The sequence below is a fragment of the Pseudoalteromonas sp. EB27 genome (assembly GCF_001974875.1).
Lineage (GTDB): Bacteria > Pseudomonadota > Gammaproteobacteria > Enterobacterales > Alteromonadaceae > Pseudoalteromonas.
The window spans coordinates 26,108-47,376 of the sequence record NZ_MTQD01000021.1 but is presented as its reverse complement, the minus strand read 5'-3'; the positions used below and the strand labels follow the sequence as shown (position 1 = coordinate 47,376).

General features: G+C 38.3%; 21 protein-coding genes. 10 read left to right on the top strand and 11 right to left on the bottom strand.

The window, feature by feature from the left end; translation table 11 throughout:
• Positions 1-187 precede the first annotated feature (187 nt).
• A complete protein-coding gene (locus BW142_RS19255; protein ID WP_076926006.1) occupies positions 188-2,005 on the top strand; it encodes a serine/threonine protein kinase in 1,818 nt (605 codons plus the stop codon).
• A gap of 113 nt (positions 2,006-2,118) precedes the next feature.
• Here the strand turns inward: BW142_RS19255 and BW142_RS19250 are convergent, their stop codons facing one another.
• The gene (locus BW142_RS19250) at positions 2,119-2,643 is read right to left on the bottom strand and encodes a hypothetical protein (protein WP_076926004.1); all 525 of its coding nucleotides are present in this window, start codon (positions 2,641-2,643) and stop codon (positions 2,119-2,121) included.
• A gap of 13 nt (positions 2,644-2,656) precedes the next feature.
• Complete coding sequence (locus tag BW142_RS19245; protein ID WP_076926003.1) at positions 2,657-3,670, bottom strand: YHYH protein; 1,014 nt, start codon at positions 3,668-3,670, stop codon at positions 2,657-2,659.
• 205 nt (positions 3,671-3,875) lie between these two features.
• On the opposite strand from BW142_RS19245, the gene BW142_RS19240 reads away from it, so the two are divergent.
• The gene (locus BW142_RS19240; protein ID WP_076926002.1) at positions 3,876-4,307 is read left to right on the top strand and encodes a DUF3859 domain-containing protein; all 432 of its coding nucleotides are present in this window, start codon (positions 3,876-3,878) and stop codon (positions 4,305-4,307) included.
• Between the two features lie 100 nt (positions 4,308-4,407).
• Here the strand turns inward: BW142_RS19240 and BW142_RS19235 are convergent, their stop codons facing one another.
• The 3 genes from BW142_RS19235 to BW142_RS19225 all read right to left on the bottom strand — a co-directional run bounded on the left by BW142_RS19235 (position 4,408) and on the right by BW142_RS19225 (position 6,574).
• The gene (locus BW142_RS19235) at positions 4,408-4,824 is read right to left on the bottom strand and encodes a VF530 family protein (RefSeq protein WP_024599091.1); all 417 of its coding nucleotides are present in this window, start codon (positions 4,822-4,824) and stop codon (positions 4,408-4,410) included.
• Between the two features lie 72 nt (positions 4,825-4,896).
• Positions 4,897-5,889 (bottom strand): MDR family oxidoreductase, encoded by a 993-nt coding sequence (locus tag BW142_RS19230; RefSeq protein ID WP_076926000.1) that lies wholly within the window; start codon positions 5,887-5,889, stop codon positions 4,897-4,899.
• 49 nt (positions 5,890-5,938) lie between these two features.
• The gene (locus BW142_RS19225) at positions 5,939-6,574 is read right to left on the bottom strand and encodes a TetR/AcrR family transcriptional regulator (protein ID WP_024597964.1); all 636 of its coding nucleotides are present in this window, start codon (positions 6,572-6,574) and stop codon (positions 5,939-5,941) included.
• 399 nt (positions 6,575-6,973) lie between these two features.
• On the opposite strand from BW142_RS19225, the gene rmf reads away from it, so the two are divergent.
• Positions 6,974-7,144, top strand: a complete 171-nt coding sequence (gene rmf / locus BW142_RS19220) for a ribosome modulation factor (RefSeq protein WP_002960897.1) — start codon at positions 6,974-6,976, stop codon at positions 7,142-7,144.
• Between the two features lie 67 nt (positions 7,145-7,211).
• On the opposite strand, the gene fabA is transcribed toward rmf, so the two are convergent.
• Positions 7,212-7,727, bottom strand: a complete 516-nt coding sequence (fabA, locus tag BW142_RS19215) for a bifunctional 3-hydroxydecanoyl-ACP dehydratase/trans-2-decenoyl-ACP isomerase (protein ID WP_007582756.1) — start codon at positions 7,725-7,727, stop codon at positions 7,212-7,214.
• 203 nt (positions 7,728-7,930) lie between these two features.
• Between fabA and BW142_RS19210 the strand changes: the two genes are divergently transcribed.
• The 3 genes from BW142_RS19210 to BW142_RS19200 are packed head-to-tail and all read left to right on the top strand — an operon-like array spanning position 7,931 to position 10,036.
• Positions 7,931-8,788 (top strand): 6-carboxytetrahydropterin synthase, encoded by an 858-nt coding sequence (locus BW142_RS19210; RefSeq protein WP_024597965.1) that lies wholly within the window; start codon positions 7,931-7,933, stop codon positions 8,786-8,788.
• On the top strand, positions 8,781-9,599 hold the full coding sequence (locus BW142_RS19205) for a M23 family metallopeptidase (protein WP_024597966.1): 819 nt from the start codon (positions 8,781-8,783) through the stop codon (positions 9,597-9,599). The genes BW142_RS19210 and BW142_RS19205 overlap by 8 nt, the downstream gene beginning before the upstream one ends.
• A gap of 5 nt (positions 9,600-9,604) precedes the next feature.
• The gene (locus tag BW142_RS19200; RefSeq protein WP_007582749.1) at positions 9,605-10,036 is read left to right on the top strand and encodes an acyl-CoA thioesterase; all 432 of its coding nucleotides are present in this window, start codon (positions 9,605-9,607) and stop codon (positions 10,034-10,036) included.
• 463 nt (positions 10,037-10,499) lie between these two features.
• Here the strand turns inward: BW142_RS19200 and BW142_RS19195 are convergent, their stop codons facing one another.
• Genes BW142_RS19195 through BW142_RS19175 form a run of 5 tightly spaced genes read right to left on the bottom strand, consistent with a single transcriptional unit; the run spans position 10,500 to position 16,096 of the window.
• Positions 10,500-11,822 (bottom strand): Na+/H+ antiporter family protein, encoded by a 1,323-nt coding sequence (locus BW142_RS19195; RefSeq protein ID WP_076925998.1) that lies wholly within the window; start codon positions 11,820-11,822, stop codon positions 10,500-10,502.
• 8 nt (positions 11,823-11,830) lie between these two features.
• Positions 11,831-13,801 carry a DUF3488 and transglutaminase-like domain-containing protein gene (locus tag BW142_RS19190; RefSeq protein ID WP_076925997.1) on the bottom strand — a complete coding sequence of 657 codons (1,971 nt, stop codon included), beginning with the start codon at positions 13,799-13,801 and terminating at the stop codon, positions 11,831-11,833.
• A complete protein-coding gene (locus tag BW142_RS19185; RefSeq protein WP_076925996.1) occupies positions 13,801-14,787 on the bottom strand; it encodes a DUF58 domain-containing protein in 987 nt (328 codons plus the stop codon). The genes BW142_RS19190 and BW142_RS19185 overlap by 1 nt, the downstream gene beginning before the upstream one ends.
• A 6-nt stretch (positions 14,788-14,793) precedes the next feature.
• Positions 14,794-15,699 (bottom strand): MoxR family ATPase, encoded by a 906-nt coding sequence (locus tag BW142_RS19180; RefSeq protein WP_076925994.1) that lies wholly within the window; start codon positions 15,697-15,699, stop codon positions 14,794-14,796.
• Positions 15,700-15,712: 13 nt separating this feature from the next.
• On the bottom strand, positions 15,713-16,096 hold the full coding sequence (locus tag BW142_RS19175) for a response regulator (RefSeq protein ID WP_076925993.1): 384 nt from the start codon (positions 16,094-16,096) through the stop codon (positions 15,713-15,715).
• Positions 16,097-16,625: 529 nt separating this feature from the next.
• Between BW142_RS19175 and BW142_RS19170 the strand changes: the two genes are divergently transcribed.
• From BW142_RS19170 to BW142_RS19155, 4 genes are all read left to right on the top strand, one after another.
• Entirely contained in the window at positions 16,626-17,954 is a 1,329-nt protein-coding gene (locus tag BW142_RS19170; protein ID WP_076925991.1) for a hypothetical protein, read from the top strand.
• Positions 17,955-18,106: 152 nt separating this feature from the next.
• A complete protein-coding gene (locus BW142_RS19165) occupies positions 18,107-19,411 on the top strand; it encodes a sugar ABC transporter substrate-binding protein (protein ID WP_076925990.1) in 1,305 nt (434 codons plus the stop codon).
• Between the two features lie 146 nt (positions 19,412-19,557).
• Positions 19,558-20,430 carry a sugar ABC transporter permease gene (locus BW142_RS19160; protein ID WP_002960879.1) on the top strand — a complete coding sequence of 291 codons (873 nt, stop codon included), beginning with the start codon at positions 19,558-19,560 and terminating at the stop codon, positions 20,428-20,430.
• 2 nt (positions 20,431-20,432) lie between these two features.
• Positions 20,433-21,263, top strand: a complete 831-nt coding sequence (locus tag BW142_RS19155; RefSeq protein ID WP_002960878.1) for a carbohydrate ABC transporter permease — start codon at positions 20,433-20,435, stop codon at positions 21,261-21,263.
• Positions 21,264-21,269 lie beyond the last annotated feature (6 nt).

The window sequence follows — 21,269 nt, the reverse complement described above, 5'->3', positions numbered from 1 at the left end:
GCTATGTTAAATACGGCTTAGATAATTTATTGGATGCAACATTTGTTGGTTATTTGTAATTATTTAGAGGTGAGTAAATATGGGTAACTGAAAAACTACGCCGCACGCTATTGTAATCTTATTACATAAAACTAATAATCGAGTGCTTTAAATAACTGTATAACACTAACAAGACAGAGAGCCCGTATTGAAAGCCAAAGAAATCCGCAATTTTTACATTAACGAAGAGCAATCTGTTTATTTGCTTTCGCACCGCGATGCTAAAAAGCACCGTCAGTGGCTTAACATTTGTATTAAGCAGTTAACAGTGTTGGGCTATAAAAACGTTGAAATGATTGGCTCGGGTGCTTTTGGTTTTGTGTTTGCAGGAGATGACGATAACGGCTTACCTTGGGTATTTAAGTTTTCGCGTATTACTCTTGCCCAAAGTGTGCGTGACCGCTTAGAAGATGAAGCGTATATGCTTTCGCAAATTGATAATCCGTTAGTGCCTACCTTTTATGCGTTTGAACGTATTAAAAAACAAGGGATTTTAATGATGGCACGCGCCATTGGTGAAGACCTTGAAAAAGTATCGCTTAAAACAGGGCGCTTTAGTGCCGCGCAAATAATGGCGCTCGCGGTTAGGCTTCGTAATGTACTGGTTGATTTACGCAGTCATAAAAATGGCATTAGCCCACAACCTATAGTGCATGGCGATATAAAGCCTTCAAACCTTGTATGGGATGCAAGCACTGATGCGCTGTCGTTAGTGGATTGGGGTAGCTCTGTGTATGCACAGTTAGATAGTGATGGTAATCCTGTTGCGAGTAACTTTATGGATTTAATGTCGGGCGATTTAAGCACAACGAATGCGCGTATGGGCGATGTGTACTTTATTGGTGAAGCGCAAATGTCGGGGGAGCAATCATCCCCACGATTTGACGAACAAGGTGTAGCCGCTACGTTATATGCGCTAGCGTCGGCGCAGTCGTGTCGCTTTGGTGCACAAGCTATACCTGCAAGCAGCTTAGGGCTTCCAAAAGAGCTGGCTAAAGTAATTGACGGTATGCTTTCTAAAAGTAAGGCACAACGTGATGGTGCTGGTGATTACTTTATGCGTAACATTACAACTATGGCGAAAGCGTATTTACCTGAATTTGCTAAAAAACAAAAAAAAGCAGATATCCCTTTTTGGTATGGTAGCGATGAGCAGCCAGATACGGTTGTGTATAGCTCACGAAAACAATTTTTACGCCAGGCTGATCATAATCAACAATTACTAGATATAAACGACGCGCAACTTGACCGTTATTACAAAGAGTTTTTGTTTGATACAGGCGATACCGAAAAAGCATTTTTAGCATCTATAAGCCGATTAGCAAAGTATCCTGTAGTAGGCGGGCTTAGTTTTCATTGGAGAGATGAGTCGTTATTTGTTGAATCGTCTTTAATTATGCATGACGAATCATTGGGTGATGCGTTTAGTGATGCGATTAATAACACGGTGATGCTTGCGCAAGCGATTAATCAAAAAGGGCTATTTAAGTGCTGTTTGTTTGATGCCCGTAAAACTATTCAACTAGAGCGAGATGGCACGGGGGCATTTAAGTTTGATAGCCTACCAGAGCTTGAATACGAAGTAGTAAGTATGAAAGCAAATGACATAACCCGCCCGCATTCATACTTTGAAGACGGTAAAGACCCTGACGAGCAACTACAGCTACCTAAAAAAGTTATTAAGTGCGTATTTGAGCTTAACCAAATTCATCATACGGGCTGTATTATTTTTGAAGCACTGCCGGACAGAATGAAAATTCACCATTACTACCGATTACTCGATTCGACCAAAGAAGTTGAGTTTAAACGCCTTCTTAATAAACTCATGCAATACGCGGTAAATATTACAGACGTTGGTGTTGCGGGCTTTATGAAACTCCCATATAAAAATACCCGTGAGTTTAGTTTATGTGAGCAGCAAGAAGAGTATTACTTTCCTAAAAATCCCAAGCTTGTACCTTTGTAGAAATAGCCCTTAAATAAAGAGAGCTGCATAAAAAGACAAAGATAAAAAAAGAGCACAAGTTTGTTCAACTTGTACTCTTTGCTACTTAATTATTTGGTAAGTACTACTAATTATTAAAACACCTTACTAAAGGGCGACGTTGGTGATAGCTCAAATTGGTGAGTAAGTTTTTGCGTTTTATTAGTCGCTGTTATTTGATAATGCTGCTTGTGCTCATTGTTACTGAATAGCTTAACGTTAAAGTTAACTTTGGTTAATTTACTGGGCATAGAGTAGCGCCCAGTAATGGTTACTTGGTCTATATTGTCGCTTTTATGTGTATGCGACGCTTCTGGGTTTAGCAAAAGTCCGTCAATAGTAAATTTATACTGATGATCCGCTAAATAAACGTTCTTTGTAACTCGTTTACTTATTTGTTTTTTATGAGCATTAAACTCAACTATTGATATTTTGCCATCTTTATTTTCATCAACCCCTTTAAAAGCCGACATAGGGATTGAAAGTACAATAAACACGTTATTATCAACAAAGTTTAGCGTGCCGTGATCTGCAACCATTAAATGCGCGTTTGCTAAATTTGGCATAATCAACAAACCCAAGGTAGTCATGCTTAGCAGATGTGATTTTATATAAGGCATAGCTTACTCCTAACTAAACTTCGCCTTTAACGCAGCGTTGAAAAAACGGGTAAGTGTCTGTTGCGTAATAGTGGTATATCCCATCGGGAAACTCAGGTGTTACGCCAACGCGGCCATTACATTCATCTAAATCACCAGAGCCTGCTACGTATTCCCAATCTTGTCCAAATGTACCTAAGGGATATATATCGGTAGAAGGGCGATTTGCGCTTACGGTTGTTACGTGTTGGTAGCTACCGGTCATTGCGGTTAGGGCTGAAGTTGCATCACTTGAGTCCGAATAGCCGTAACGTGCATAAATAGGAAAGCCGTCTGCTGCCCAGCCTATTAAAGTCATAGTGGTGCTATTGCCACCTCGCAGTGCTACAAAGCCTTCAGGCATACCGTGATAGTGGTATGTACCATCGGGTTGCACGTGTGCGTTGTTGTCGTCTGTTCCAAAACTAAACGTGTCTTGGCTTAGGGCTTCAATGTTCCAGTTTCCGCTGTTGTCGCCCAAATCGCAATCGGTGCCCGAATCATCGCAACTCCCGCCTGTGCCTGCGTCTATTTTAATGCCGTTAAGTACAACGCCTATCATTCCACGAGGACCACCAAGCATGGTTGCTTGTGTTGTTTCTATAGGCTCAAGTGTGTAGCTTTCATTTAAAGATTGCTCAGAAATAGTATTTGGGTTGTCGGCATTAGGAAAAGTGCCTACTTCGTGATCGGGTATGCCATTAGCTACTAAGTCGCGTGTAGTTCCTGTGCATGACCAATCTGCTGCGCTGGTGGCTTGTACTGATTCTGACTCGTTATATTCACTGTAGCTATATTCACAAAGTACACCCTGGGTTGAGCTACTCGTACCTGTGCCATTATCTGTGGTGGTTTGGGATGAATCTGTAGTTGTTGAGCTATCAATAGCTATGCCTTCTCCACCTCCGCATGCAATTAATGATGAAACAATTAAAGACAGAGAAGTGAGCTTTAAAGCATTTACCCTATTTCTATTTCTATTTTTATTATTAAGTGCGTATTGTTTCATTGCTGCCTACCTGATCAATTAAGTTAATCAAACAATAATCAGCAATTGTGCAAATAGTGTGTAAACAATGATGACAAATTAGCAATTATGTAAATAGGCAGATTATTAACGCTAAGTTGAAATTTAACTTTATTGGATTGTGTTTTATTTTAAAATTTCAAAAAGTTAAACTAACAATAGTTAAGTAATATAAAAGGCTAACTTAATGGCTAAAATAAAACCTGTTGTTACGCTACAAAGCCACGGCATTTACTCCACGTGGGATAGCGAAAGTAAGGCGTTGCCACAAATAGAGCAATTTACAACAAATGTAATAGCTGAGGTAGATATTGAGTTTGGTTTAATCGTAAATATTAAAAAAGGTAAAGGCGAAAAGCTTCATTATTGTATTTACCATCCAGATATTCCAGATAGTAACGGCGATGTAATGGACCCATTTGAAGGCGATGTATACGTTAAAAATAGCGATTGGAACTTTTACTTAGGCGATACGCTTTGGCTGCCAATAGAAAATAAATTGGGTGATTGGCGTATGACGGTTGAGCTTAATGGCAAAGTTATTGCGGATAAGACATTTAACGTGGCATTAGAGGCAGAGCGCACTGAAACAGACTTTTGGAAAAACCGGGGATATTGATTGTTATTTATTGTATGTAGCGCGGATATAATTGAAGTTAATGAGAAGATAGTCGAAGAGCTACTTATAAATAGATCTTCGACCTTAAATTAGTAAGTTTTTAGTTACCCCAAGGGTTACTCGAGTTTGAACGCTGTTTGCGATCGCGAGCACGTTGCTTTGATTCTTTCTTTTCTATAATACGTTTAGCGTCAACAAAGCTAAGTTCACATGGCTCACCAGGTTTATGATCAGCTGGGATCACACGATCTCGTGGCGGCAATTCGTATTGAACATCATCAGGCTTAGGTAAGTTTTTAAGACGATAAAGGTAAAAGTTATCTACTTTTTCTTGTGCCCATTGTGTTTTACGTAAAAATTTAACTGCGGATTTTATATCAGGATTGTTTTTAAAGCAGTTAAGTTGTAAATAAGCGTGTAGGAGTTCCCACCCATATTGTTCAACCAGCTCTTCAACCACTTGTTCTAATTTTACGCCTTGCAGTGGGTTATTACTGAAAAGTTCTTGGTTGCTCATAAGTGTTGCCTCGTTATTAAAATACAAATTGCATTATAAATTTAATAACGAGGCTTTAACAGAGTAAATATCTTAACTTTGGCAATTAACTACAACACGACCACGAATTTTACCTTCCATAAGTTGCTCTGCGTTATCAATTACATGTTCGAGAGATATTTCTGTCGAGATTTTATCTAAATAACCAGCGCTTACTAATTTAGCTAAACGATCCCATGCTTCGATTCTGTCGGCTTTAGGGCGCATTACGCTATCAATCCCCATTAACGATATGCCACGTAATATGAATGGCGCAACTGACCCTGATAAATCCATACCTTGTGCAAGTCCGCAGGCGGTTACTACGCCACCATATTTTAGTGATGCACAAATATTGGCAAGTGTATGGCTCCCTACAGAGTCTATTGCTGCAGCAAAGCGCTCTTTTTGAAGGGGCTTACCTGGGTTTGAAAGCTCATTTCTGTCAATTACGTGTTTAGCGCCTAACTCTTTTAAATACTCACTTTGATCTAATCGGCCCGTTGCTGCTGTTACGTTAAACCCAAGTTGATTTAATAAATAAATAGCAAAGCTGCCTACGCCACCATTAGCACCCGTTACCAGTATTTCGCCAGACTCAGGCGTAATACCCTGTTTTTCAAGCGCTATAACACTTAGCATGGCGGTATAACCGGCTGTACCAATTTGCATGGCTTGTTTTGGTGAAATACCAGCAGGCAAGGGGATTAACCAGTCGCTATTAAGTGCCGCTTTTTGAGCAAGCCCACCCCAATGTTTTTCGCCTACACCAAAGCCATTTAATATTACGTTATCACCGCTTTTAAATTCATCGCTGGTGGAACTTGTAACCGTACCCACTAAATCAATACCTGGCACCATAGGAAAACTACGTACAACGGGGCCTTTGCCAGTAATTGCTAAGCCATCTTTATAGTTAAGTGTGCTGTATAGCACGTCGATAGATACGTTTTCGTTTGGTAAATCACTATGTTCGATAGTAGATAATGAAGCGCTATAGTTATTATCTTCTTTATTAATAACAATGGCTTTAATTGGGTTACTCATGGGATATCCTTTTAGACCGATCGTCTTTTAATTGGTAAGTAAAAACGCATTAGGTTAATAATGCGCGTAAAAACATTTCTGTATACAAAGTAAGTGGGGTATTTGATTTAGTGAGCTTGGCGCGCATAACAGCACCTTCCCAACCAATCCAAAAGTACTCACTCATTAATTTTGTGTTTACATGGCTTGCAATAGTGCCTTGCTGCTTAGCTTGGTTTAAGCAAACTTCTACATGGTTTTGCCAAGCGGTGTAGCTTTGCATTAATCTGGTTTTAAACTCTTCACTTAAATGATTAAGCTCTTGGTTTAAGTTACCGACTAAGCAGCCACGTTTGTAATCGTATTTTTTCATCCCCTTAATTGCGCTTTGGGTAAAATTAACGATTCGCTCCAGTGGGGGAACATCTTCTTGCTGTAAGTAATAGGTAAGCTTGGCAATAAAATAATTGTCGTATGCATCAACTAACGCAATACCGTAGGCTTCTTTACTTTTAAAGTAATGATAAAAAGAGCCTTTAGGTACAGCGGCTTTTTTTAAAATAGTATCGAGGCCTGTGGCGCTAAAACCAAATTCGGTTAGTGTTTCTAGGCCCGTGCGAATAAGTAACGCTTTTGTATCGGCGTTCTCTCTGGCTATTTTAGGTGGGCGACCACGGCGTATTGGTGTTGATGTATTTTTGTTCATAGGTATATATTAGACCGATCGACTTTAAATAATCAAGTGTAAATTTAAATTGTTTAAAAATAGTTTAAATTAGGCGAGTAATAATAACTGAAATAAAAGTGTCACGATTACATTTTTGCTTGGAACTTAGTTAAATTACTCAGGTCGTAATTTATGTACTTAAGTACATTTTAGCGATTATTGAGTCGCATTTTATTTAGCATAAAACCGGTCAAATTAAATGTTGTATGACCACTTACTTTTTTAAATGTTAATTCATTTTTGCATCAGCAGCTTAGTTAAAGTCAAACAATTTAATTGCTTTTACGATTTGAATTTTACATTTTTATTAACTATTCATTAAATGTAGATTTCACTAATGCTACACAATATATAAATAAAAAGGTGAGGATATTACCGATGAAGAGACAGAAAAGAGATCGTTTAGAAAGAGCTCATTCTCAAGGTTTTAAAGCAGGTTTAGCAGGCCGCTCAAAAGAGCTATGCCCTTATCAACAAGTAGATCCAAAATCAGAGTGGTTAGGGGGTTGGCGTGAAGCGATTGAAAACCGCAACATGTACAAAACCTAAAATCAATAATCGAATTTAAGCAAAAAGGCCTCCACATTGGAGGCCTTTTTGTTTGTGCGTTTAAAAATTAAAATGCGCTAGTGTCTTGGAACAAGCCCACTTTTAAATCTTTTGCTTCGTAGATTACTCGGCCATCTACTTCTACAGTGCCGTCAGCAACGCCCATAAACAATTTACGTTTAATTACGCGTTTCATTACAAGGCGGTAAGTTACTTTTTTATTAGTTGGTAAAATTTGGCCAGTAAATTTAACTTCACCCACACCTAGCGCGCGGCCAAGACCAGGGCCACCAGACCAACCTAAGTAAAAACCAACTAGTTGCCACATAGCATCTAAGCCTAAACAACCTGGCATTACTGGGTCGCCTTTAAAATGGCAATCGAAAAACCAAAGGCTAGGGTCAATATCAAGCTCAGCAACAATCTCGCCTTTACCATGAATTCCGCCATCAGCGGTAATAGAGGTAATGCGGTCCATCATTAACATGTTGTCACTTGGTAAACGGCAGTTGCCTTCACCAAACATTTCACCTTGACCGCAAAGGATCAAATCTTCTTTTGTATAGCTATTTTTAGGTTCCATAACACTTATCTTCGCTTAGAAATTGCCAAGTACTTTAGCGTACACTTGTACGCTAAACAACTCGGAGCAGTTAAAAAATCAAAATATTGCATATTAAATCACCAATCAATCAGCGCGATTGGTTTTTGCACTATAAAACCGCGCAATTACAATCAGAAATCATTATAATTGGCACTGTCTTATAACCAGTCTAAAGGAAGTTTATGATCCTTTTTGTTAACTCACTAACTGTGATTGATTTTTCTTACTTATGTAACAAACGCGGCGCCGTTGGCGAGAGCTGGATTGTTGATTTAACTTTGCACGGTAAACTTAACGAAGAGTCTATGGTTTTAGACTTTGGTTTAGTTAAAAAGCAAATTAAAGGCATTATAGATGAGTGTATTGATCACCGATTAGCAATTCCTACGGGCCTTAATGGCACTGTATCTGAATTTGACGAGCATAAAACACTCGACTGTACATTTGGTGAAAACAACCACTTGGCTATGAGTGCTCCTCATCAAGCTTATTGCATGATTAACGCAAACGAAGTCACTGTTGAATCGGTAACTGAATTTTTAATTGCGACTATTTTACCAAAGCTACCAGATAACATAGAAAAAATTGAGTTGTCTCTTAAGCCTGAGCACAGCCAGAGCTTTTACTATCATTACAGCCATGGCCTTAAAAAGCATGACGGTAATTGCCAACGTATTATTCATGGGCATCGTTCTCAAATTGGTATTAGCCTAGACGGCATCTCTATGCCGCGCTTGCAAAAAGAATGGTCTCAAAAGTGGGAAGATATTTACTTAGCCACTAGTGAAGATCAAATTAACGCACCTGATTTAAAACACCTAACAGCCAAAGCGGATGATGTATGTTTTGCTTACACATCGGCACAAGGCTATTTTGAAATGGCTATAAGCGAGTCTCGTTGTGACATTTTACCAGTAGACACCACTGTAGAATGTATTGCTGAACATGTAGCTGGCCAAATTAAAGCCCAATACCCAGAAAAAGCAGTAAAAGTTACCGCTTATGAAGGGGTTGGAAAAGGATCGATTAGTTATGTTTAAAACACTTATAGCAACAGCGCTTGTCGCTTCTGCTAGCTTTAGTGCTATGGCGCTTGAGTTAAAAGGGCATTTAACACAAGGCGGTTTAGTTACAGGTAAGCTAGAAAACGCTAAATCAGTAAGTTTAGATGGCAAAAGCTTAAAGCTTTCGCCAAATGGTGATTTTGTATTTGGTTTTGGTCGTGACGCTGATACTACTCATACTTTAAAATGGGTAGATAACAATGGTAAATCGCATTCACAATCGATAGCTATTACTAAGCGCGAGTACAAAATTGATAAAATTACTGGTGTAGCTAAAAAGTATGTATCTCCGCCAAAAGAAGTCAGTGCACGTATAAGCCGCGAAGCTGTTGCTGTTCGTAAAGCGAGAGAAGTTGACTCTGATTTACTGTACTTTTTAGACCCTGTGTTAAAGCCTGCAGAAGGACGTATATCGGGTGTTTATGGCAGCCAACGTTATTTTAATGGCGAGCCTCGTCGCCCACACTTTGGCTTAGACATAGCTAATAAAACAGGCTCTCCTGTTTATGCTCCAATTAGTGGCACAGTGGTATATGCCGAACCTGATTTATATTACTCAGGCGGTACATTAATTATTGATCATGGTCATGGTATTACCTCAACTTACATTCATTTAAGTAAGCTTAATGTAAAAGTGGGTGACACAATAACGCAAGGCAACAAAGTGGCTGAAATTGGTGCAACAGGGCGTGTAACGGGTCCTCACCTAGATTGGCGTTTTAACTGGAAAGGCGAACGCCTTGATCCTGCATTATTAATGCAAGATACATTAGCAAACAAAAAGTAGAGATTATGACTGACGTAAATCGCGATGCAATAATTGCTCAGCGTATTGAAGACTCAACCACATCGGTAACTAAAACAGTGTTTCCAGGGCGCACCAATCATCACAATACATTATTTGGTGGTGATGCACTGGCGTGGATGGATGAAGTTGCATTTATAGCGGCGACTCGTTTTTGTCGTAAGCCTTTGGTTACTATATCCTCTGATAGAGTTGATTTTAAAGAAGCGATACCAGCAGGTACGTTTGCAGAGTTAATAGCTAAAGTAGTGCATGTAGGTAACACAAGCTTAAAAGTTGATGTAGATATACTCTTAGAAACTATGCACAGAGACGATAAGCACTCAGCCATTAGTGGTAGCTTTACGTTTGTTGCAGTTGATGATAACCACAGACCAACACCGGTAGTATGCGATAAAATGATTTATGGTTTTGACTAATTTAAAGCTTTAAATACAAGATAGAGTAAAGTTATATGAGCACCTTAGTTGGTGCTTATATAAAAACCCACAAAGAACACATCATACTTAATGATTATTAAATATAACCTCAACAACAGAGTTAATATTAACTAAAAAAAGTAATCAAACTGGTGGGATTGATAGGGGGGAGAGTTGTTGGATTTGGATACTAAAAAGGTATGCTTTTAACATACCTTTTTGGTTATCTTCAGCTTTTAATTAAATGTTTTAATACTTACATGAATACTACTTATACCAATCTGCTTATATATGGGGTCTATTTAACGTTAAGAAAATTACGCTAGGCAAAAGTTTTTATATCTAGTTGTTCTCGGCAATTGCTCTACCTCCTGCATCCATGCAGTCGTAAATAAAAAACTTTTAACGACGTTATAGTGCAATTTAATTCGTTAAATTGATCAAAGATTTATGCAGGTTGGTATTAAAGCACCATTGCTGCAATCCAGCCAAATATCAGCAGCGGAATGTTAAAGTGAATAAACGTTGGAATAACAGAGTCTCTAATATGGTCGTGCTGACCATCGGCATTTAAACCTGAGGTTGGGCCAAGCGTTGAGTCTGAAGCAGGAGATCCGGCATCACCTAAAGCGCCCGCAGTACCAACAAGTGCAGCGGTAGCCATAACAGAAAAGCCAAGGTCTAAACATAGAGGTACAAACAACGTTGCAATAATAGGCACTGTTGAAAACGAACTACCAATTCCCATTGTAATTAATAAACCAACTAACAAAATAACACCTGCAGCAAGGGGTTTATTACCATCAAAAAGGGCGGCTCCACTGTGTACTAAGCTCGCTACATCGCCAGTAGCTTGCATAACCGATGCAAAGCCTTGTGCCGATATCATAATAAAACCAATCATCGCCATCATCGCAACGCCTTTACTAAATACGTCGCCGTTTTCTTCCCACTTAACTACACCAAATACACTAAATATCATTACACCTACTAGACCACCTAAAATCATTGAGCCACTTAGGTTTTGTGCAACAAGTGAGGCTAACACAGCGCAAAGTCCTACAATCATCACTTTTTTAGGCTTTTCGACATCAGCAGATTTACTCACAGTTGTTAATGGGAGCTCTGTGTATTCACGACGTTTTTTGTAGGTAATAAATACCGCAATAAGTAATCCAATAAACATACCCAATGCAGGAATAATCATCGCCATAGGGACTTGTGTATTTACAATGTCTAAGCCGTTATCGACCAGGTTTTTATGCAAAATAGAATATAAGTAAATACCCCCAAAGCCATAAGGCAGAACCATATAAGAGGTTGCTAATCCAAATGTTAAAATACATGCTATAGCACGCCTGTCTAACCTTAGCTGATTAAAAACAACGAGTAACGGTGGAATTAAAATAGGAATAAACGCTATGTGTACAGGTACTAAGTTTTGCGAAGAAATCGCACAACCTAAAATAATTAATAAAATGAAGTAACTTAAAAATGTTTCATTCCCGCTGCCTTTAGCATTTACTTTAGCAAGTAACTTATCAGCGAGAATGCGTGTTAAACCCGACTTAGAAATAGCAACGGCAAACGCACCAAGCATGGCATAACTTAGTGCAATTTCAGCTCCGGCAGAAAGGCCAGAATTAAATGCATCAACACTTTCTTTTATACCCAAGCCTGCGGTTAAACCAGCAACTAAAGCACTTATGATCATGGCAACAATGACGTTAACGCGAGCCAGAGATAGCCCGAGCATTAAAATAACGCCTATAACAACAGCATTCATAGTATTCTCTATTTGGAAATTTTAATTAATTTTATCAGATCTTTAGCCTGAGTTTTACGCTCTTTCGTAAAAGGTTTTTTACCATAGCGTACTTGGTTAAATAACTGGCTAAATGTGTTTATAGATTGTGCAGAATGAGGAAGTTGCTCAGCAAAAAAATGTAACTGCTGACTAGGTGTTAAATTATCGGGTGTATTTATTTTTTGTTTTTTCGCCCATGCTTTTATTTCATAGAACTCTTTAACCATAGGCGCTAATTTAGCCGGACGTTTTGGTAAGTTTAAATAAACAAAATAACCGACAAAACAAAAACCAGCTGTTAATAAAACTATTAACGGTACAAGCCAAATGTTTTTACTACCAAAAATTGATTTTAAAAAATCATTTTGTTTTTCTTCATCAAAACCAAGTACCCAGCTAGACCATTGATAATCGAGATTTTCAAGTTCCAACCTTAACCAATTAATAGCAGGGAAATTACTTAAACTCACTAAACCAAAATCAAGATTACTTTTAAATTCGTTATTCAGCTCTTGGTTTTGAGAAAGTGAGCCATTTAAACGCTCTGGTGCTACAACAGCGGTTGCATCAAAAATAACCCAACCCTCGTTTTGTAAATATACTTCTACCCATGCGTGTGCGTCGTACTGGCGAACAGTGAGCGTATTATTATCTTGATTTAATTCACCACCTAAATAACCACTTACTAATCGAGCGGGTATACCTGCGGTTCTAAAAATGTACGCAGCAGCGCTTGCATAATGACCACAAAAACCTCGTTTATTATCAAATAAAAATTGGTCAATTGTATTATCGCCGCTCATAGGTGTAGGAGTTAGCGTGTAAGTAAATCCCGTACCTGCAAAGTATTGTAATAAGCTATTGTAAAAATCGCGGTCAGAGTGTGTTTTTTGCTTTAAGTTTTTAGCAAGTGATGATGTTTTTATATTCTTTTTATGGGTTAGGTATTTGTAGCGTTTTTCTTCAAATTCGCCAAGCGGTAAAGTTACAAAGTTAAAGCTATTTACATCGTATTGTAAGCTTTTAGCTTGTCGGTTTTTTTTTCGCAATAAACCTAGCGAATTACCTTCAACATTTTGTGAGTTACTACTGGAATACGCTAAACCATAAAGCCACTTTTGTGTAGCAGGCTCTGTAATAACTGAGTAGCTTGCAATAAGTTGCTCATCATTTTTGCTCTGCGTATTTGCTTTTAAGTTATTATATTTTAAAAAGTCAGACGTAAGCCACGCATTGCCATTAAATTCATCATGGACGATTGCTCGCCAATAATAAGGCGCTACAGGTTTTTCTTCGTTAAATTCAGCTCTAAAGACAAGTTCATCTGAGTTTGAAAGCTTTGCGATATCGAATGGATCGACTTGTTCAGAAAGCCCTGTTTTTGCAAGCTTAGGTCCAGGAAGTTGCCAAAAGGCGGGCATTTTGGGTAAAAAAAGCAGTAAAAATATAGCTAAAGGAAGCGCTAAAAGTAGCAATTTACCACTTTGCTTAGAGGCTATTTTTAAATTATGTTTGGACTCGAGTAAGCCAAGTACTGCAAAGTTTAATATGTATAAACCACTTACAGTTAAAGTCGTTAAAATGCTTTGGTTGAATAAATACACAGATGAGAGTGAAAAAAATGTAAGCGTTGTAATTACATGATAGTGTTTTTTGGTTTTAGCCTGCAGCAGCTTAAATAAACTAGCAAGTAGCAGCATGGCCACAAATAAAATAACCGTATCCGACATGCCTATGGTGTAGAGCATTAAAACTAGTGACACACCTGCGAGTATGTTTGCCAGCCAAGCATTTGGCTTTGGTTTATTACTCAGCGTTATGTAAAAGTTCCATGCACAAATAAGTGCAAGTACACCAACAAAAACAAGGGGTAAATGCGCTATAAAAAATACAATCAAACAGGCATATATAAAAGACAGTGAAAAATTTATTACTTTTTCGTTTTTAATTATGCTCATTAAACACCACCATTATATGAACATAATAACGCTAAACATTGCTGCTTATGCTGCTGTCCGGTATTTGTGTTTATCGTTTTACTCGGTAGCTTTAACATAAAAGGGGTGTTTTTCTCGGTTGCTTCACACACTAAAAAGCATAACTGACTTAAGCGCTGCTCTGTATCTCCATTCATTAACGTAAAATCGAAGAGCGCATTCGCTATTTTAAAGTCTACAAACTCTTTAACTAACAATTGCTGTGTTTTTGCGTAATGCTTCCACGACACTCTTTGCAAGCCCATTTCCGGCAAGTGTGGGATGAGTGCCTCAAACTCTTCGCTACCCGATTGTGTAGAAATACCTTTATCGGCTTGCTCATCTAGCATAGAAACATGCGCATCACTGTGTACTTGTTCAAGCGACGGGTATACAAATACATCTGTCTGTAATTGAATGTAGCTCCAAACAGTTATTAAACCAAATGGATAGTTACTCGCTATTTTAATACGTTGCACTGTGTATTTACCGCGTGAGCTGTAGGGTAAGCAAAGAGTGAGTATCTGAGGTTTATTATCAACTTCGTCGGTATATTTGTGAGTTTGCTCACTACCTTGATATGTTAAATTAATAGATTGGGTAACTGTAGGACTTTGTAATTCAAATACAATACTCGGTTTCTGAGGAGCGTAGCTGTTAAATGCATCTTTAAATTTAACTGTTAAGCCTTTAGCGTTACTGTAGCCCATTAATACAGCAATAATCATAACCACAAACATAAGATAAGACATTATTAAAATTAAATTATTTTGATAATTAATGCCCATTACAAAGTTTAAAATAGCCACAATTACAAAGTACCAACCAAGGGATGATGGCAATACATAAATTGTTCTGTGTTCAAGTGTAATTGAGTTTTTTAAATGCTTATTTTTTAATAACTTATTAAATAAACTTTGCTTAAATGACTTAAATAAAGAAGGGCGCTTAGCTGTTTTTTTTGGCATAAAAGCTTATACCGGAACTAAAACGTTTTTTAAAATATCGTTTACTTGCGCCTCACCTGACTCATTATGTAAACCTAATCGATGCTGACACACACTTGAAAATACGGCTTGAACATCTTCTGGCATTACAAAGTCACGGCCATCAATAAAGGCCCACGACCTAGCCGCTTTAGCGAGAGCCATACTGGCACGAGGTGATAACGATGCAGCAAACGCATTGCTTGTGCGTGTGTAATTAACGAGTTCAATAACGTAGTCAACTACTGGACTACTTAAAGTAATTTGGCTTATCTGGGTTTGAATTGCCGCTAACTCTTGTTGGTTAATACGCTGTGGTAATTGGCTATAATCTCGTTTTTGCATATTCAAAATTAAGCGTTTTTCGGCATCTTTAGGAGGAAACCCCAAGCTTATGCGCATTAAAAAACGGTCTAATTGTGACTCGGGTAACGGATAAGTACCCGATTGATACAGCGGGTTTTGTGTTGCGATAACAAAAAATGGATTTGGCAGCGTATATTTTTTTCCATCTACTGTTACTTGTTGCTCTTCCATTGCTTCAAGCAACGCACTTTGTGTTTTGGGGCCTGCGCGGTTTATTTCATCTGCTAAAACTACTTGGCTAAAAATAGGGCCTTTATGAAACGTAAAGCTATGCTCGGTAGAGTTAAATACATTAGTCCCAAGAATATCAGCAGGAAGAAGATCACTAGTAAATTGTATACGTTGATATGATAAACCTAATACAGCTGACAATGCATGAGAGAGAGTGGTTTTTCCCATACCAGGCAAATCTTCAATGAGTAAATGCCCTTCGCTAAATAAGCATGTAAGTGCCAGTTTTATTTGCTGTTGTTTACCAAATATAACAGTCGAAAGATCTTCTATAATCGCAGTAACAGTACTATGCATGCTAACCTTATTATTATTCTATTATTTCAAGACGCTTCATTACAGTGTCGACTTTTTTTGTGTTAAAGGGTTTTGCAATAAAGCCTTTAGCACCCATTTCCCACGTGTTTTGTACGTTTTCGAGACTATTGTGGCCCGAACACATAACAACATGAGTGTGTGGGTAAGCACTATTAATGTATTCCAATATATCTTCACCGTTAGAGTCAGGTAAATCGACATCTACAAATATTACGCCTGGCGGTTTATTGTCCATAATAGATTTAGCAGAGCTAAAATCAGCGCTTTCTAATATATCTTCAAACCCTAAGTCAGTTAAAATTTGGTTTAGATAATCACGAATTTCCTTAACGTCATCAATAATGAGGATGGGCTCTAGCGGGCGAACAAATTCCATATGTAGGTTACTTCTATTTTGAATACATCTAAGTGCTTTAATACTAAGCTAACCCCATCATAAGCTCAAGAACGTTACTTAAAAAACACTAATAAATAAACTGTTTATAGGTTTGCCCAACAGCCTATTTTTAAAGGATTACCTGCTTTTATATCTTCTACTAACTTATATATACATTAATTGTATTGAACAATAATGACGCATCTACAATAAATTCGTTAACCCAACACCTTATTTCCTCAAAGTTTGATGTAACAAATTTGCTACTTAACTTATTGATTCAAAGATATTTACATATAAATTCGTTTTTTTGTAAACGTTTTGTAATAAAAAATCGTTGACCTTCCAAATTCATTCTGTGATTATGCTCACTAGATGGGCTTATGCTCACAAGTGCAACTTCATTAATTGTTTAATGTTTTGCTCAAATAGCCTCATCTATACACACTGAATTAATACCAATTTCATTAAATGCATATGTAATTTAATAAAGTTGGCATCACACACCACACTAAATAAAGAGCTTATTATGTTGAATAATAAAAAGACTAAATTTGCAATTTCTCTCATAGCGGCAGCTATGGCTACATCAGCACCAGCACAGGCTGATATTTCTGAATATTTAGATCGCGTTGACGTAGACTTTTTACTAATGCAAAACTTTCAGTCAATTCAAGCTAAAGACGGCGCATTTCGTCCAGAAGATGAAGAACAAGAATCAGGTTTTGGCCGTATTAGAGCTAATCTAATGCTTAAATTTCATATTAACGAGTTCATCACTGCCGATATAGATATTGCAGAAGAGCCTAATGACTTTGGTGGCGAAGATCGTGACTTTTCATTTCACAACGATTTCGCAGGTGTTGAGTTTGATTTACTAGGTCTTTATGGCACACCAAAAGAAAGCGCTAATTTAACACTGCGTTTAGGTAACATTGGTGGCTCACCTTTTCAATTTAAAGGTTTTCAAGACGGCGCAGATAACCAAAGTAATGCACTTATTGGTAATGGTATTACCGATTACGCAACCGCAGAAAACGGCGCACAGCTAAGCTATAGCGAAACATTCGATAGTGGTGTCGTACGTGCTTATAATGTTACAGGTCACATTACGACTTCTAGTTTCGGTGAAGCGTTTCAAGAAGACAGAGGTTACAATTACCGACTTCAAGGTACTCTAGAATTTGAAGGTGGTTTTAAAGCAGGCTTAAATTTATTAAAAGCGAATCAAGGCGACCAGTTACGTTTTGAAAATGGTGTAGCCAGCCTTGATGGTGTAACCACAACAAACTATCGCTTCGGCGATGGTGAAAACTACAATTTCTCAGCGTCACCTTCAAACGAGCGTGACACACATGTTGGCGCCATGCCTGGCCTTGAGCAATCAATTATCCAGTTAAATTTAGCTTATCAACCATCTGACGAAACTAGCTTAATTTTTATGATTGGTAAATCATCTGATGATTATACTTTCGCAGATGCAGCTGGTAATGCAGTTGCCGGTATTACCTACTTTGGTACTAATGGCATAGCTGATGAAAACGGCACTACTTTTGATTCAAACAGTGTAATAGAAGGTGACTCATCGGTTGAGTACTTCGTGTTTGAAGCACAACAATATTTAATCCCTAAAAAACTATATGTAGCGGCTCGTTATGCAGAAGCCGAAAACACTTCCGACTTAATTGAACAAACAGACAACACAGTAGAGCGTATTCAAGTAGCTGCAGGTTACTGGTTTAACGATAAAACGCTTTTAAAAGTTGAGTATGTTAACCAAGAAGAAGGTGTTAATTCGGGCGGCCAAATCGGTAAAGGATTTGACGGCTTCACTTCTGAGATCTCTGTTAAATTTTAAGTCGTTAACCGACTAGTCTAACTATTTGTACAAAGAACCTAAAAAGGCACTTTGCGGGCAGTTTTATGTTTTAAAACTGCCATAAATAGAATTGGCAATAGATTAAAATTTAATAGCACTTGTTAAAACATAACGTGTATGGGGAATACCCGATGAAAAATAAATTAATTATGCTCGCGTGTGGCTTCATAAGCATGGGCGCTGCGGCAAAAGAAACAATTACAATAGCGACTGTTAACAACGGTGACATGATCACCATGAAAGAATTAAGCAGTGACTTTACCAGCCAAAACCCTGATATAGATCTAAAATGGGTCACCCTAGAAGAAAACATTCTTCGCCAACGTGTCACAACCGATGTAGCAACAAAAGGCGGCCAATACGATGTTATGACCATAGGTACTTATGAAGTACCAATTTGGGGCAAACAAAATTGGTTAAAAGAGCTGGACAATTTAGGTGAAAACTACGATTTAGACGATTTAATCCCAGCAATCCGAAGCGGTTTGACGATTAACGACAAACTTTATGCTGCCCCATTTTATGGCGAAAGCTCAATGGTTATGTACCGCACCGATTTAATGGATAAAGCGGGGCTGACAATGCCTAAAGCCCCAACATGGGACTTTATACGCAAAGCTGCTAAAGCGATGACAGATAAAAAAGAAGGTGTTTACGGCCTTTGTTTACGTGGTAAAGCAGGTTGGGGCGAAAACGTTGCGCTTATTACATCAATGGCTAATTCGTTTGGTGCTCGTTGGTTTGATGAGAATTGGAAGCCACAGTTTAATACCCCAGAGTGGGAAAATACCCTTCAGTATTATGTCGATGTAATGAAAGAGTCGGGACCTGCTGGTTCATCTGCAAACGGGTTTAACGAAAATCTTGCACTATTCCAAACCGGAAAATGTGGTATTTGGATTGATGCAACCGTTGCAGGCGCATTTGTTACTAATAAAAAAGACTCAGAAGTTGCCGATAAAGTAGGGTTTGCACTTGCGCCAGATAATGGTCTAGGTAAACGCGGTAACTGGTTATGGTCTTGGACTTTAGCCGTACCGGCAAGCAGCAAAAAACCAGATGCCGCAATGAAATTTATTAGCTGGGCGACATCAAAAGAATACACTCAACTTGTAGCTGACAAAAAAGGTTGGGCAAAAGTACCGCCAGGTACACGTAAATCACTTTACAGTAATCAAAAGTACATGGACGCAGCACCGTTTGCGCAAATTACCTTAGATTCTATCCAATCTGCAGATCCTAAAAATCCAACCGTTAAACCGGTGCCTTATGTAGGTATTCAGTTTGTTGCTATTCCTGAGTTTCAAGGAATTGGTACAGCTGTTGGGCAACAATTTTCAGCAGCATTAACTGGCCAAATGACCGTTAAGCAAGCGCTTAGTACGTCTCAGCACCTTGTTGAGCGAACAATGCGTAAAGCTCGCTATCCTAAATAGCATGTAATGGGCGGGTAAGTACTCAAACTTACCCAATATTTTATGTCAATTCTATTTACTTGTTAGTTATAAACGCTATCAAGGGTTTCTGATTTTCACTTGATAGTTAACAAGTAAATAGAATTGGCTTTTTTAAGGTCACCTTTATGGCAACAACTAACTCGCGCACGCTTGCTCGGTTTATGCTTCTTCCAAGTGTAATTTTATTACTTGCTTGGATGATAGTTCCGCTGTGTATGACACTGTATTTTTCTTTTATTGATTACAACTTACTCGTTCCAGGGGATAAAGAGTTTGTAGGCTTTTTAAACTATGAATTTTTCCTAACTGATCCGGCTTTTTTTGAATCATTTTTTAACACGCTCTACCTAGTAACTGGGGTTTTACTTATCACTATTTGTGGTGGTATTGGCTTAGCTATTTTACTAGACCAAGCAATATGGGGGCGAAACTACGTTCGCATTATGGTACTAGCCCCATTTTTTGTAATGCCAACTGTGTCGGCATTGGTATGGAAAAACATGCTAATGAACCCAGTTAATGGCTTATTTGCACACTTTGCTATTTGGCTTGGCTTTGAACCTATCGACTTTTTTGCTCAAATGCCGTTATTTTCAATCATCATAATTGTGTCTTGGCAGTGGTTACCATTTGCAGCTTTAATACTGCTAACAGCAATACAATCACTCGACCGTGAACAATTAGAAGCGGCTGATTTAGACGGAGCTGGCCCATTTAGTAAGTTCTTCTACATCGTTTTACCGCATTTATCACGTGCGGTAACCGCTGTAATTTTAATCGAAACTATATTTTTACTGTCAATTTTTGCTGAAATATTAGTTACAACCAGTGGCGGTCCTGGTTATTCGTCAACCAATATAACGTACTTAATTTATACGCAATCGCTACTTCAGTTTGATGTAGGCGGCGGTTCGGCAGGGGGCATAGTTGCAGTTATTATTGCAAATATAGTCGCTATATTTTTAATGCGCTTAATTGGCAAAAACTTGGAGGGTTAATTATGACTATAAAAGATAGCCGTCGTTCCAAACTAATTTATACCATTGCTGCATGGACAATAAGCGGCATGATTTTCTTTCCAATTTTATGGACGTTAATCACCAGTTTTAAAACGGAAGCCGAAGCAATTTCAGCAAGCCCAAGCTTATATGCGTTTGATTGGACGCTCGAAAATTACCGCGATGTACTGTCGCGCTCGCCATACTTTAACCATTTTTGGAACTCTGTAGTTATATCACTAGGTTCAAGTTTACTGGGGTTATTAATTGCGGTACCTGCTGCGTGGTCTATGGCGTTTGTGCAAACTAAAAAAACAAAGCACTTATTAATGTGGATGCTTTCAACCAAAATGTTACCACCAGTAGGCGTACTTATTCCTATCTATTTATTGTTTCGCGACTTTGCATTACTCGATACAAAATTAGGTTTGGTTATTGTAATGACACTCATTAACTTACCAATAATGGTATGGATGCTTTACACCTACTTTAGAGAAATACCAAACGAAATACTTGAAGCTTCTCGTATGGATGGCGCAACAATTGGTGAAGAAATATTCCATGTTTTATTGCCAATAGCCTTACCAGGTATAGCCTCAACGCTATTACTCAATGTTATTTTGTCGTGGAACGAAGCGTTTTGGACACTTATTTTAACCGCTGCAAATGCTGCACCTTTAACGGCATTTATTGCCAGTTACTCAAGCCCTGAGGGGTTATTTTACGCTAAGTTATCGGCAGCATCTGCCATGGCCATTGTGCCAATTTTAATACTTGGTTGGTTTAGTCAAAAACAATTAGTGCGTGGATTAAGTTTCGGCGCAGTAAAATAGGAGAAT

Coding starts and splice junctions, on each gene's coding strand:
- BW142_RS19155 (WP_002960878.1), top strand. CDS start 20,433: ATGACTATAAAAGATAGCCGTCGTTCCAAACTAATTTATACCATTGCT.
- BW142_RS19200 (WP_007582749.1), top strand. CDS start 9,605: ATGACTGACGTAAATCGCGATGCAATAATTGCTCAGCGTATTGAAGAC.
- BW142_RS19165 (WP_076925990.1), top strand. CDS start 18,107: ATGAAAAATAAATTAATTATGCTCGCGTGTGGCTTCATAAGCATGGGC.
- BW142_RS19205 (WP_024597966.1), top strand. CDS start 8,781: ATGTTTAAAACACTTATAGCAACAGCGCTTGTCGCTTCTGCTAGCTTT.
- BW142_RS19230 (WP_076926000.1), bottom strand. CDS start 5,889: ATGAGTAACCCAATTAAAGCCATTGTTATTAATAAAGAAGATAATAAC.
- BW142_RS19235 (WP_024599091.1), bottom strand. CDS start 4,824: ATGAGCAACCAAGAACTTTTCAGTAATAACCCACTGCAAGGCGTAAAA.
- BW142_RS19190 (WP_076925997.1), bottom strand. CDS start 13,801: ATGAGCATAATTAAAAACGAAAAAGTAATAAATTTTTCACTGTCTTTT.
- BW142_RS19250 (WP_076926004.1), bottom strand. CDS start 2,643: ATGCCTTATATAAAATCACATCTGCTAAGCATGACTACCTTGGGTTTG.
- BW142_RS19180 (WP_076925994.1), bottom strand. CDS start 15,699: ATGCATAGTACTGTTACTGCGATTATAGAAGATCTTTCGACTGTTATA.
- rmf (WP_002960897.1), top strand. CDS start 6,974: ATGAAGAGACAGAAAAGAGATCGTTTAGAAAGAGCTCATTCTCAAGGT.
- fabA (WP_007582756.1), bottom strand. CDS start 7,727: ATGGAACCTAAAAATAGCTATACAAAAGAAGATTTGATCCTTTGCGGT.
- BW142_RS19210 (WP_024597965.1), top strand. CDS start 7,931: ATGATCCTTTTTGTTAACTCACTAACTGTGATTGATTTTTCTTACTTA.
- BW142_RS19195 (WP_076925998.1), bottom strand. CDS start 11,822: ATGAATGCTGTTGTTATAGGCGTTATTTTAATGCTCGGGCTATCTCTG.
- BW142_RS19170 (WP_076925991.1), top strand. CDS start 16,626: ATGTTGAATAATAAAAAGACTAAATTTGCAATTTCTCTCATAGCGGCA.
- BW142_RS19185 (WP_076925996.1), bottom strand. CDS start 14,787: ATGCCAAAAAAAACAGCTAAGCGCCCTTCTTTATTTAAGTCATTTAAG.
- BW142_RS19175 (WP_076925993.1), bottom strand. CDS start 16,096: ATGGAATTTGTTCGCCCGCTAGAGCCCATCCTCATTATTGATGACGTT.
- BW142_RS19240 (WP_076926002.1), top strand. CDS start 3,876: ATGGCTAAAATAAAACCTGTTGTTACGCTACAAAGCCACGGCATTTAC.
- BW142_RS19245 (WP_076926003.1), bottom strand. CDS start 3,670: ATGAAACAATACGCACTTAATAATAAAAATAGAAATAGAAATAGGGTA.
- BW142_RS19160 (WP_002960879.1), top strand. CDS start 19,558: ATGGCAACAACTAACTCGCGCACGCTTGCTCGGTTTATGCTTCTTCCA.
- BW142_RS19225 (WP_024597964.1), bottom strand. CDS start 6,574: ATGAACAAAAATACATCAACACCAATACGCCGTGGTCGCCCACCTAAA.